This window comes from Microbacterium sp. NPDC087665 (assembly GCF_044743285.1).
Lineage (GTDB): Bacteria > Actinomycetota > Actinomycetes > Actinomycetales > Microbacteriaceae > Microbacterium.
In genome coordinates, this window is record NZ_JBIUWD010000003.1 from 223,209 (window position 1) to 237,034 (window position 13,826).

The window sequence follows — 13,826 nt, forward strand, 5'->3', positions numbered from 1 at the left end:
TCATCGACGAATGCCTGGAACAGCCAGATGTTGCTCGCCAAGGTGCCACGATGACGTATCCGCGGTTGACGTCGAACGAGGGGATGCGAGGGCGCGCCGGAATGCCGATGGGCGGAAGGGGGAGCGGTACAGCATTTTCTGCCATACCCTGAGTTCATCGCGACAACTGTTGCGAAGGCGCATCTGATTCTCCATACCCGGACGATATGCACGACATCGCTGGCCGGCCACACCGGCTACCATCGTCGACATTGAGTGGGGTTTGCGCCGCGGGTAGTCGTGGACGACTGTCGGCTGGGGGATCGAGAGGGGCAGAATGCGACGAACGCGTTCGACCGCCGTTCGCGGTGGAAGCCTGGAACTCGTGAAGTTCCGCGCCGCTGGGCGAGAAGACCTCCTCGGCCTCCGGCCCCTCAACGCCTACATGGCGTCCGCGAACATCCGCTTCTCGGATGTCGAAGATACGAGTGCGGTGCTTCGGGCGAACATGGTCCGCATCGGACGCTTCCTTTTCGCCCACGTGCAGCTGCCGGCTTCGACGGTCGTCTGGCCGCGTGATGAGCTGTCGCGCAACCGAGTGGTCATGATCGCGGCCGAGGGCACCGGGCTTACAGTGTCGGCGAACGCTCCGATCATCGCGCGCCGTTCCACCTGGTTCGTGGTGCCGCCCGGCACCGACGCGGTGACATTCGACGCGTCGACGCCGACGGATCTCGTCTTCGTGAGCCTCGACGACACGGAACTCGTTGGGGAGCGGCGCGTCGACTTCGAGCACGTCGGCGAGAAGACGCCTTCAGAGTCGGCTCTGAGACCGTTGATCAACTTCGTGAAGTCGCTCTGCGCCATCGAGTCGGAAAGTGTAGAGCCCGGGTCATCGCCCCTGAGTGATGCGGCCTGCGAGGTCGCCCGTTCACTCGTCGCTGCGGTGGTCGGGGAGCCGGCAGACCCCCCTGACATCTTCGACCGGGTGATGCGCATCGTGCTTCAGGACTATCCCTCGCCGTACCTCTCACTGGTGCCCGTCGCGCATGTACTCGGCGTCTCGGTTCGCACGGTGCAATCCGCTCTCAGCGCACATGGGACGACTTTCTCCGACGAGCTCCGTGCCGTGCGGCTCAAGGCCGCAGCGGAAATCATGAACCGTAACCCGGGCCTTCCGTTGTCCGAGGTGGCGAAGCTCGCGGGCTTCGGCACTCGGCAGTCGCTCTACCGGGCTATGCGCAAGACGACCCAGAGCTGAGTCGTTTCGGTCGGCGGCACCTCTTGGCGGGGGCGTCGCACCTCCGCGAATTGATGTACCGATTCTGGCGGGCACCCGCCGCTGATCGGGGGCGAGACATCAGTTCATGCAAATCTCGCCGAAGTCGCGTCACGTTTCGTGCAAACCGATATGCCATAGGTGGAGGGCCGCTCTAGGCTCCGGCATAGCGGTATACCAGGTGCGGCGCGCCTGATTTCAGGACCAGATCGACGGGGAGACGACAATGATGACGACAGATCGTGCTCGGGGGCGAGCGCAACGTGCTCACGGCGGATTTAGGCAGGTGCTCGCTGCTCTCGCTGCGGTGAGTCTCGCCACCGCAACACTCGTGGGACTGAATATCGCGGCCGCTTCTCCCGCGCAGGCGGCAGCGGGCGATCCTTTCGACCCGAGCGCGCCCACGGTGTTCGTCGCGCAGTCCGCAACCGGCGGCGCGACGCGCCTATTCCGTGCAGAGACGACGGGCGACGGAACGTTCGCGTTCACGGGTGAGGGGAACGCTCTCAACTCCGGCAACTACAACGCCATCAGTTTCAACACCGCCAACAACTACATCTATGGCGTAGCCACCTCAGCGATTGGATCCATTCCGAACGGCGCGATCGTTCGCATCGGTCAGGAGGGCACCGTTACGCGAGTCGGGACGTCGACGTTCGCGCCGCCCGCACAGTTCGTCGGGGCGTTCAACACGGACAACGGACGGCTCTACATCGCCAGCGGCACGAACACGACTCCGACCATTCGCAGCATCAACGTCACAACCGGCGCGCAGGTGGCGTCGGTGACACCGTCGCTCACGGACTTCACAATCGCCGACATGGAGTATCTCGGGGGGTACTTCTGGGCGTATGACTACAATGCCGCCCACCCGACAGGCACCCTCATTCGTATCGATCCGACCAGCGGCGCGACGACGAGGTTCCCCAGCGTCATCCCGACCACACTCACCGGGGCATGGGGTGCCGCGTGGCGCTTCGGCAACGGCAACCTGGGCTTCTCTCACAACGCCACCGGAACCATCGTGCAGATGAAGATCACTGACCCGGGGTCGGCGACCCCCACATTCACATGGATCTCCACCAGCGCCGGGCCTCCCTCGAGCGGAAATGACGGGACGGCGATCCCTGGTCTGCCGGCAGACCTCGCGATCACCAAGACCGGTCCGGTCACCTTCGTGTCGGGGGAACGCATCAGCTACGACATCACCGTGACCAACAACGGTGCCGGGGTCTCGAGCGGTTGGACCGTCACCGATACGTTGCCCAGCGGCCTGAGCAATCCGACGGTTGTCGGTGAGGTTAGTGAGAACATCGACGGAAACACCGTCACAGTAAGCGGCGCACGACTGGCAGTCGGCGAGTCCGCGACGTTCACGATCGAGGCCGACACGAACGTGTCACCGCCCGCCTGCGTCGTCAACACGGCCTCGGTCCTCGGCAACGAGGAAGACCCGAACCCCGCGAACAACGAGGACAGCGCCGAGTCGTGCGCTCTCGCGCTCTCCGTCACGAAGACCTCCGACGCCACCCCGGATTCACGGCCGGGCGATGTCGTGACTTACACCGTCACCGCGACCAACACGGGCGCCGGCGACTACACGACCGACAACCCCGCCGTGGTCTTCGACGACCTGTCGGGTGTGCTCGACGATGCCGGCTACAACGCCGACGTGGCGGCATCGGCCCCCGGAACGCTCGGATACCAATCGCCCCTGATCTCGTGGTCGGGCGCGCTCGCAGTGGGCGCATCCGTTGAGATCACCTACAGCGTCACCCTCCAGCCCGGCGGCGACGGCGAGGTGAGCAACGTGACCTGGATTCCCGAGGATCCGGGCGTGACGACTCCGCCCACCTGCGACCCGGCGACCGACGGCATCGACGACGCGACAGGTCAGCCCTGCGCACTGGAGATCTTCGAACTGCCGCGTCTCACGATCGACAAGTCCGTTGACACGTCCGAGCTGCCCGAGATCGGTGAGCAGGCGACGTTCACCGTCGTCGTGCGCAACGCCGGCCCCGGCGACTACACCGCGGCCGCCCCGGCGACGGCATCCGACGACCTGAGCGAGGTGCTCGACGACGCGACGTTCGACGACGCTTCGTTGACGGCCGATACCGGAACCGCCACGCGCACGGGCGACACGCTTTCGTGGAGCGGTGCGCTCGCCGCGGGCGAGCAGGCCACCATCACGTACTCCGTGACGTACACGGGTGAGGGCGACCAGATCCTCCGCAACCTCGCGTGCATTCCCGAGGACGCGACGCTCCCCGGTGCGCAGAGCTGCGACCGCGTGCAGGTTCCCGGGGCGCTGCTGACGCAGTGGAAGACGGCCCAGCCGTCGTCCGACCCGGTGGTGGCCGGATCGACCATCACGTACACGCTGTTCTTCGACAACGACGGGCAGTCGCCCGCGGCTGTCGACGCGATCGACGACCTCACCTACGTGCTCGACGACGCGGCGGTGACCACCGAGCCTGTGGCCTCGGCCGGTCTCACGGTCGTCCGCGACGGTGCCGAGATCTCGATCACGGGATCGGTGCCGGTGGGTCAGACGTCGACGGTCACCTACACGGTCACGGTGCTGCCGGACGACGAACGCGGTGACAGCATCGCGTCGAACTTCCTGCTCGCACCGGGCGAGACCCCGCCGACCGATGGCGAGTGCGTGCCGACCGATGCCGAACAGCCCGACTGCACGACGACGCCGATCACCGGTGTGACCTACACCAAGTCGGTGGAGACGTCGGAGACGCCCGTGCGCACCGGCACCGAGCTCACCTACACGGTTGTCGTGACCAACACGGGCGCGACCACCGTCGATGTGCTGCGCGACGACGACCTCAGCGACGTGCTCGACGACGCCACCCTCACGGGAGCGGCCGAGTCCGACACGGCATCGGTCACCGTCGATGGACCGACCGACGACGTGCTCGCCATCCGCGGCACGCTTGCGCCCGGCGCCACGGCAGAGGTCACCTACACGGTCACCGTCAACGCGTTCGGCGATCGCGGCAACAACGTGTCGACGAACTTCCTGGTACCTCCGGGAACGCCGCCGACCGGTCCGTGCGACCCGGCCACCGAGCAGTGCACCGTCACGCCGATCCAGGGCTTCACGGTCGCGAAGTCGGTGGACTCCGAGACGACGACGCCCGGCGCGGTCGTGACGTACACCGTCACGGTCACGAACGTGGGCGCCGTGGACTACACGGATGCCGACCCGGCGTCGTTCGAGGACGACCTCTCGGGTGTGCTCGATGACGCGACCTACAACGAAGACGTCTCGGTCGGCGGCTCGGTCACCGGCAACACCCTCAGCTGGGCGGGTCCTCTCGCCGTGGGCGCCACCGCGACCGTGACGTACTCGGTCACGGTCGACGATCCGACCGCGGGCGACGCGGAGCTTGTCAACGTCGTCGTCCCCGGCGACCCGACGGGCGAATGCCTGCCGGACGCGTGTGGCACCACGACCCCGGTCTCGTCGTACACGGTGGCCAAGTCCGCCGATGTCGCGTCGGTCATGGCCGGAGACGTCGTCACCTACACGGTGGTCGTGACCAACACCGGCCAGGTCGACTACACCGATGCGGTCCCGGCCGCGTTCGATGACGACCTCTCGGGTGTGCTCGACGACGCGACCTACAACGACGATGTCTCGGCGGGTGGCTCCGTCACCGGTGGCACGCTGACCTGGTCGGGGCCACTGGCGATCGCCGAGACGGTCACCGTCACGTATTCGGTGACGGTCAACGACCCGCTGTCGGGCGACCGCGAGTTGGTCAATGCGGTCGTGCCGTCGGTCCCCGGCGGCAGCTGCGACCCGACTGCCGAGTGCGTGACGCAGACTCCGATCGCGTCGTACACCGTGTCGAAGGCATCCGATTCGGCCACCGTGCTGCCGGGCGGCGTCGTCACGTACACCGTGACCCTCACCAACACCGGCGACGTGGCCTACACGGATGACGAGCCCGCGGTCTTCGAGGACGACCTGTCGGGCGTGCTCGATGACGCGGTCTACAACGATGACGCCACCAACGGCGCGACCGTCGCGGGCAGCACCCTCAGCTGGACGGGTGCGCTGGCGGTCGGTCAGACGATCGAGGTGACCTACTCGGTGACGGTCGATGACCCGGTGACAGGCGACTTCGTGCTCGTCAACGCCGTCACGCCCCCGGGCCCGGGCGGCAGTTGCGAAGGCACCTGCGAGACGACGACGCCGGTGGGCTCGTACCGCGTCGTGAAGTCCACCACCTCCACCGAGGTCGTTCCGGGTGACACCGTCGAGTACACCATCGAGGTCACCAACATCGGTCAGGTCGCTTACACGGCGGATGCCCCGGCATCCTTCACCGACGACCTCTCCGAGGTGCTCGACGACGCGACCTACAACGGTGACGCGGCGAGCACCTCGGGCGCGGGCCTCACCTATACCGCACCGCAGCTCGGCTGGTCGGGCGCGCTGGGCGTGGGAGAGACGGTGACCATCACGTACTCCGTGACGGTCAGCGACCCGGCCACGGGCGATCGACGCCTGGACAACACCGTGGTGACGCCGCCGGACTCCGGCGCGAATTGTGCGGAGGGATCGACGGACCCGGACTGCGTGGCGAACGTGCCGGCCTCGTCGTACTCGATCGCCAAGTCGGCATCGCCCGGAACGGCGCTCCCCGGAGACATCGTGACGTACACCGTCACCGTCACCAACACGGGTGTGCTGCCCTACACCGATGACGCCCCGGCGTCGTTCACCGATGACCTCTCGCGGGTGCTCGATGACGCGACGTACAACGGCGACGTCTCGGTCGGTGGCGAGGTCGCAGACGGCACGCTCACGTGGGCCGGACCTCTCGAGGTCGGTGAGACGATCCAGGTCACGTACACGGTGACCGTGAACGACCCGGTCACGGGTGACTTCACACTCCGCAACGTCGTTGCTCCGTCGTCTCCCGGTGGAGAGTGCGTGGAGGGCGCGTGCATCACCGATACACCCGTCGCCGCGTACGCGGTCACGAAGTCGGCCGATGTGCAGGACGTCGTCCTCGGCGGGGTCGTGACCTACACGGTCACGGTCGAGAACATCGGCCAGGTTGCGTACACGGCGGATGCTCCGGCATCCGTCATCGATGACCTCTCGGGCGTGCTCGACGACGCGACGTACAACCACGACGCGACATCGAGTGCCGAGGTCACGGGCTCGACGCTCACGTGGGACGGGCCTCTCGAGGTCGGCGAGGTCGTCACGATCACGTACTCGGTGACGGTGAATCAGCCGGCGACCGGTGACGGGAACCTGCGCAATGCCGTGACCGGTGACGGTCCCGGCGGCGCATGCGCCCTCGAGGGCGACTGCGTCACCGAGACTCCGATCGCGAGCTATCGGGTGACGAAGGGCGTCTCGTCCGAGCGTGCGTCGATCGGCGACCGGGTGACCTTCAGCATCACGGTCACCAACACCGGTCGCGTCGCGTACACCGAGGATCGGCCCGCATCGTTCACCGACGACCTCACGTCGTCGCTCGCCGTGGGCACATACAACGGCGATGCCACCGGCGGCGCCGAGTACGAGCGTCCGGTGCTGTCGTGGGAGGGCGCGGTCGGGGTCGGCGAGAGTGTGACCGTGACCTACTCCGTCACGCTGCGGTCGGTCGGTGAGATCCGCAACGTCGTGGTCACCCCCGACGGATCCGGATCGAACTGTTCGAACGGGTCGTCCGACGGCGAGTGTGCGACGACCACGATCGTGGTGCCGCCCGGACTGGCCATCACCGGCGGGGCGGCATGGATCGGCGGCGGTATCGCCGGTGCCGGTCTGCTCGCCCTCGGGCTGTGGCTGATCGCGCGTCGACGCGCGGAGAACGCCATCGTGTAGTGGCAATTCAGAGGTGAGCAGTGGCGACCACGGTGCCTCCGTGGTCGCCACTGCCATTCGAACGCGCGAGCGGGCGCATTCCCTGGGGAGGAAGAGAAGTGGAATTCGAAGAAAGCAAGATGTCCTCATCGAGGACGGATGAGGAGCTCCTGGACCGTGTGCGTGAAGGCGACATGCGGGCGTTCGGTGTGCTCTGGGAACGTCATGCCGGCCCCGCGCTGTCGGTGGCGCGCGGATTCGTCGGCCTCGATGCGGATGACATCGTCTCCGAGGCGTTCGAGCGCCTCTTGGTGTCGTTGCAGAAGGGCAACGGGCCTCGTGGGGCATTCCGTCCGTACCTGATCACCACGGTGCGCAACGTCGGCCGTACGCTCTACAAGCGCGATGTGCCCCGGCGAGATGCCGATTTCGACCTCATGATCGATGGCGATGCCGTCGACGGCGAACAGGCGGCGATCCGCGAGCAGCACCGCCAGGCGGCGGAAGAGGCGTTCCGTTCGCTCCCCGCGAGATGGCAGGAGGCGCTCTGGTACAGCGAAGTCGACGGGCTGCCGCCGCGCGAGATGACAGCGCCGCTGGGACTGTCATCAAATGCCATCTCGGCTCTTGTCGTGCGCGCCAAGCGAGGGTTTCGGGATGCGTGGGTGACTGCCCAGCTCGCCCGGGCGGACTCCGCCGACTGTCGGGCCGTCATCGCCGACATCGGGGCGTACACACGCGACGGACTCGCTCCGCGTGCGACGAGGAAGGTCGAGGCGCACGTGGCGACGTGCGCGGCCTGCACGGCAGCCCTGAAAGAGGCCCGGGGGATCGCGCAGACCCTGGCGATCGCGATTCTGCCCGCGGTGGCCGGCACGGTGGGCGCTGCGGGGTATCTGTCGACGCTGCGGCCTCCGTCGATGCCCGAGATGCAGTTGCCCGTCACGACGGCAGCCGCCTCGGAGACGGGTATCGAACAAGAAGACGCACCATCGTCCCGAAGACGTCGCGGCGTCGCCCTCGCCGCGCTGCTTCTGCTGCTTGTCGGAGGTGTCATCACAGTCGCCGCATTGGCGTCTCCTTCATCTGTGTCGATGCGTCAGCTCGGTGCGGGCGAGCATGAAGCGTCTCCGGTCGCCCCTCCCGCTGCGCCGATCCCGACGCCGACGCCTACACTGACGCCGACGCCTGCTCCGTCGCCGTTCGTGGAGACGGATCCACCCGCGCGTCGGGACGGTGACGGCCCACGCCGACAGCCTCTGCCAGTCCTCGTGCCGTCGGCGCCGGTGCTGCCCGCCGCTCCGCCCCCGCCTCTCGAAAACGTCACTCCGCCTGTCGTCGAGGCCGAGGTCTCTCAGGCCGACGATCGGATGTACCCCCGGGTAAGTGGCGAGTCCGCGGCGCCCGGAGCGCTGATCCAAGTCATGGACCCGGACGGGGAGATCGTGGCGACGACGATGGCAGACATCCTCGGGCGCTGGTCGGTGGCGATCGTGGGCGGAGCCGTCGGGCCCTCTTCCGTGTCGGTCACCCAGACGGTGCGGGACATCACATCTGCGCCGTCCTCGGAGCTGGCGTACACCGTGACCGCGCCTCCGACGGCAACCCGCCCTTTGGGCGGAGACATCGTGAACGCCGAGCGGTTCAACTTCCGCTTGAGCGCCCCGGCAGGCAGCGTGATTCAACGGTCGATTGTGGGTCGGACCCCTGTCCAGACGCTGACCGTACCGGCAGACGGTGTGTGGAACGAGTATCTGGCGCTGCCGCCGGGCGATCACGTGCTGCGCCTGCGGTGGGCCGATCCAGTCACCCGCGACTACGGTCCGTGGACCGAGGTTGCTTTTTCGGCCGAGTGAGTTGAAAGGGGGAGCGCGAGACGCGCTCCCCCTTCCTGGGGGAGGAATACCCTGCTGGGCGAGGTCCGGAGCGGCTCTGCGCTATGCCGAGCCGGTCTCTGTCGACCCACTTCATATACTCACGCGCACGCCGATCATGACGTGACTCCCGCGTCCTTTACGTCTCCGAGACGGTGTGCGGGAATTTCTGCATACTCGCGTCACGATTCTCGCCGGAGGCGGTGCTAACGACAAGGCGCAATCGCGTCTCGGGTATCGCGATCGCTGTTTATCGCATGCGGTTTGGGCCTCTCAAGGGGGGCGGCCCAAAAGAAGCGTGTAGAGGTTGCGGGTGTCGCTGGAGAGCGCCACCCGCAAACCGCTTCTCGCGAACCATGAAGCACAGGAACACACAAACGGGGGAAAGAAAATGATCAGAACAGCGCACTTCGCGCGGTGGAGACGGACGAAGACCGACAGAACAGACGAGGGTGGAGCCGCCACGGCGAATCGGTGGACGGTTCGCATCGTTTCTGCGGCGCTCGTGCTCCTGACGGCTTGGCACGTCTTCGCATCGTTCCTGTGGATCTACCCGCCTTCGGCGCTGCGTCAGCTTCCTCCGGAGAACGCCTTGAGCTCGTACATGCTCCCGTTGTTCGGACAGTCGTGGAGCGTCTTCGCGCCGGAGCCCATCAACGGTGACTACCACTTCAACGTCCGCGCGCTCGTCGTCAATGAGGCCGGCAACGAGGTCGAGACCGGTTGGGTCAGTGCGACAGACGTCGAGCTGTCGATGGTCAAGAACAACCTCTTCCCGCCGCGGGCGGGAATTCAGGCCGAAGAACTGGCGAGCAGCTTCAAGAACTCGTGGGACGGCCTTGCCGAGAAGCAGCGTGAGCTGACGCTCGAGAACTACACCGACGATGAATGGTTGGCGACCCTCGAGGAAGACCTTGACCGTGTCGACGACGACATCGACGCCGAGAAGTACATCGGCGTCGACCGTATGGCAACCGCGTACGCGACTCAGGTCGCCCATGCGATCTGGGGGGAAGACGTGGTTGCCGTGCAGTTCCGAGTCAGTCGCCAGAACGTCGTGCCGTTCGCCGATCGGAACGACCCGAACGCGCAGCGTCCGGAGCCCACCATCATCCGCCCGGGATGGCGCGACGTGCTCGTCGAGCCGGGCCAGAACGAAGACCGCTTCGCCGAGGTGTTCCGGTCGCAGTACGAGACCTACCTGAAGGGGCTGAACCGATGACGACGAACGACCGGAGCCATGACGGCCCCACCGCAACGCGACCCGACACGACCAGCACGCCGCGCCTGCTCGCCTTCATCGGCGCGCTCATCGCGCAGGTCGCGCAGACCGCGTCCGTTGCCGCCACCCGTGCCTTCTCGGCCGCCGACCGGTGGCTGCACGAGTCGAAGAAATCGCTCTACGGCATCGCCGTAACGCGCATCCTCTTCGGTCTCACCGGACTTGGTCTGCTTCTGACGAACTTCGCGACCCGCTACTACTCGTTCGGATCGGGATCGGCATGGAACCGGGAGCTGGTCGCGCCGATCAGCGACTTCCCGAAGATCTGGGTGTTCTCCGCGTTCCACTCGGCGATGGGCAATGACCTGCTCTATTCCGCGCTCTACGTCCTGCTGATCGGGCTCAGCGTGCTCTTCATCCTGGGATGGAGGTTCCGCATCGTCTTGCCGGTGTTCTTCTTCCTTTGGGTGGGATTCATCGAGGCGAACGACATGATCGGCGATCAGGGCGACAACATGTTCCGCATCGCGATGATCCTGCTGTTCTTCGCCGACCCGGCCGCGCGCTGGTCGCTCGACGCCCGCCGTCGCGCGCGCAAGGGCGAGTGGTTCCGTGAAGGCTCGGCACCGCGTCAGATCGGAATCGTCGGGCACAACCTCGCCCTCGTCGCCCTCGCCGCGCAGGTCATCTTCGTCTACACGTCCGGGGCGCTGTTCAAGGCTGGCGGCTCGCCGTGGCGCGAGGGATGGGCGATCTATCACCCGCTCGAGACGGCGCGCTTCGGCACGTGGCCGGCTCTGTCGGACTTCTTCATGGCCTGGGGGCCGGCGGTCGCTTTCCTGACGCTCGGCACCCTGTTCCTGCAGGCGGCGTTCCCGTTCATGCTGCTGACGCGTCCCACGCGCCTGATCGCCCTGTTCGGGATGCTCGGGTTCCACCTCGGCATCGCCGTGCTGATGGGCCTGCCGTGGTTCTCGCTGACCATGGTCGCGATCGACGCGATCTTCATCCGCGACCGGTCATGGGCGGGAATGGGGAAGACGCTTCGAGACACATGGCGGCTGAGCCGCTCGACGCATGCGTCCCCCGATTTAGGGGCAGCCGATGCTGTCGACGAAAAACAAGACTTCGCGGTCGAGTCCGATCGCGAAGACGACTCCGTGCGGTTGGTGAAGACCCCCGCATGGTAGAGCCGTGCGGGTGCAAGCCCGACACGGCGGCAATAAGAAAGAACTCCGGGAATCCGGTTTCTGACAGAGAAGAGGAATGCTCATAATGACTAAGGAGCGAACGATCGGCCCTCCGCGCCCTTGGCGCCGGAGAGCTCGACAAATCGGCGCGGGGGTGACTGTCGCCGGGCTCGCCATCATCGGAGGAATCACAGCCGCAAATGCAGCCGCAGGTGACCCGTTCCCGACAGATGAGACGCATGTCTGGCTTCACCAGAACCAGCCTAATGTGGCTACGGGCTACCCGAGCAACCTGTATGACCTTGCATACAACGAGGCCACCGGGCAGTATGACGTAACTTTTAGTGCAGGCTTCGACTCGCCAGATGCATCGTCGATGGCGTTCAACCCGGATGACGGCTATCTGTACGTCATCGAGGAGCCAGGCAAGAGGTCGGGTGGGTCCCGAATTCTCCGTATCGGGCAGGGAGGCGTGCAGACTGTCGTTCCGGGTATCGTCACGCCGGGTGACAGTGTTTTCTGGAATCAATATTCGGGGCTCGAATACCATGACGGAAAGCTGTGGTTTCTCAGTTCCGCAGTTGGCAATTTGCAATTTATTTCGTCTCTTGACCTGACCACGGGTGAATCGAAGGTCTACGCATTTAAGTCAGGGGCGTACAATCCGAACGATCTAGTCTACTCAAATGGCTACTTCTGGGCGGCGTCAACGATGTCGCCAAGCGGCCAGCCCAATGGTCGGCTCATTCGCTACGACGTGACCACAGAAACCGGCGAGGTCTGGAACGGGTCGATCAAGTACTATGCCTCGGCCGAATTCGAATCGCCGGAGCTGTACAGCCCAGTGACCCCGGGGGGGAGGCCTGACGGATATGGGGCGGCCTGGGCTACAGGGTCCGGCCTTCTGTCCTTCGTGTCCAACGTCACCGGCAAGATTGTCCACCTTCGATTGGCGTCTGACAACACTGTCGAAGTTGTCGGTGTGGGTCAGGCACCGTCGACGGCAAACAACGACGGTGCGTACAGCATCGGAGCGCCTGCTGACATCGCACTCGAGAAGACAGGTCCGGTGGAGTTCCTTCGCGGCGAGTCCTTCGAGTATGAGATCTCGGTGCGCAATGTCGGGGGTACTTCATCGAGCGGTTGGTTCGTCAAGGACCTCCTGCCGCCGGGGATCAGCGGAGCCGTTTTGGTCGATGGCCCAGGGGTCACCATGAACACCGGCATCGAGGACGGCCGGGAGGTCGTCTACCTCAACGGCGGCCCCTTGGCCGCTGGCGAGGAAGTCAAGCTCCGGATGCGGGTGACCGCAGCGAACGACATTATGGGGTGCGTCACGAATACCGCTGAACTCATCGGTATGGAAGATGACCCCGACTACGGGAACAACACGGCGTCGACTGACTGTGCTCAAGTGGTGACCGCGCGGCTCGACCTTGAGAAGGAAGTCTCCGAGGTTGTCGACGTCAACGGCAATGGAATCACCGATCCGGGTGACACCATCACCTGGCAGTTCAATGTGACCAACACGGGCATCGCGAACATTGAGAACATCGCTATTCGCGATGATCTTCTGAACGCAGCGGGCATCGACGTCGACTGCGCGCCGCTCGCCTTGGCGCCGAACGAGTCGGCGTTGTGTGAAAGCACCGTGCCGTATGTGATCACTGCTGCGGACGCTACCTCCGGTTCGGTCGTGAACACCGCGGTCGCGACTGGCAATGTTCCTGAGGGCGAACCGGGTGACCCCGGCGACGTCGAGTCGCCGGAGGATTCCACCGAGACTCCGGTCGAGGAGCCCGAGAGCAACGTGAACGCTGCGGCGTCGGCTTCTGCGTCGGCAAAGGCTGATGACGCGTCGAACCCGTCTGCGCAGGTTGCGGCTCAGGCTGCGGCGTCTCCGGATGCGGACTCGGCGGCTTCGGCTGCTGCGACTCCGTCTGCGGAGGCTGCGGCTGAGGCTGCGGCGAACCCGGATGCGTCGACGTCTGCGTCGGCTGATGTGTCTTCGGACCCGTCTGCTGCGGCTCAGGTGTCGGCGAGCCCGGCGGCGAATGCGGATAACTCGGATTCGACGAATGCGGATGCGTCGGCGGCGGTGGATGCTGATGCGTCTTCTGCTGCGGATGTTGCCGCGACGGCGGATTCGTCGGTTGACGCGTCGGTGACTGTCAACGCGGACGCGAACGTGAACGCTGCGGCGTCGGCTTCTGCTTCGGCGAAGGCTGATGACGCGTCGAACCCGTCTGCGCAGGTTGCGGCTCAGGCTGCGGCGTCTCCGGATGCGGATTCTGCGGCTTCGGCTGCGGCGACTCCGAAGTCGGAGGCTGCGGCTCAGGCTGCGGCGAACCCGGATGCGTCGACGTCTGCGTCGGCTGATGTGTCTTCGGACCCGTCTGCTGCGGCTCAGGTGTCGGCGAGCCCGGCGGCG

At 65.7% G+C, this 13,826-nt stretch carries 6 protein-coding genes; all 6 read left to right on the top strand.

Features of this window, described 5'->3' with window-relative positions; all coding sequences use genetic code 11:
- Positions 1 to 316: 316 nt before the first annotated feature.
- A complete protein-coding gene (locus ACIOSY_RS07795) occupies positions 317 to 1,240 on the top strand; it encodes a helix-turn-helix domain-containing protein (RefSeq protein WP_400851614.1) in 924 nt (307 codons plus the stop codon).
- Positions 1,241 to 1,544: 304 nt separating this feature from the next.
- Positions 1,545 to 7,130: a DUF6923 family protein gene (locus ACIOSY_RS07800; RefSeq protein ID WP_400851617.1), complete on the top strand. Its 5,586-nt coding sequence runs from the start codon at positions 1,545 to 1,547 to the stop codon at positions 7,128 to 7,130.
- A gap of 119 nt (positions 7,131 to 7,249) precedes the next feature.
- The gene (locus tag ACIOSY_RS07805) at positions 7,250 to 8,965 is read left to right on the top strand and encodes a sigma-70 family RNA polymerase sigma factor (protein WP_400851620.1); all 1,716 of its coding nucleotides are present in this window, start codon (positions 7,250 to 7,252) and stop codon (positions 8,963 to 8,965) included.
- A gap of 409 nt (positions 8,966 to 9,374) precedes the next feature.
- Positions 9,375 to 10,205: a DUF5819 family protein gene (locus tag ACIOSY_RS07810; protein ID WP_400851623.1), complete on the top strand. Its 831-nt coding sequence runs from the start codon at positions 9,375 to 9,377 to the stop codon at positions 10,203 to 10,205.
- Positions 10,202 to 11,395 carry an HTTM domain-containing protein gene (locus ACIOSY_RS07815; protein WP_400851626.1) on the top strand — a complete coding sequence of 398 codons (1,194 nt, stop codon included), beginning with the start codon at positions 10,202 to 10,204 and terminating at the stop codon, positions 11,393 to 11,395. Before ACIOSY_RS07810 ends, ACIOSY_RS07815 begins: the two co-directional genes overlap by 4 nt.
- 154 nt (positions 11,396 to 11,549) lie before the next feature.
- Positions 11,550 to 13,826: DUF6923 family protein (locus ACIOSY_RS07820; RefSeq protein ID WP_400851629.1), on the top strand; the 2,277-nt coding region annotated here is incomplete at its 3' end.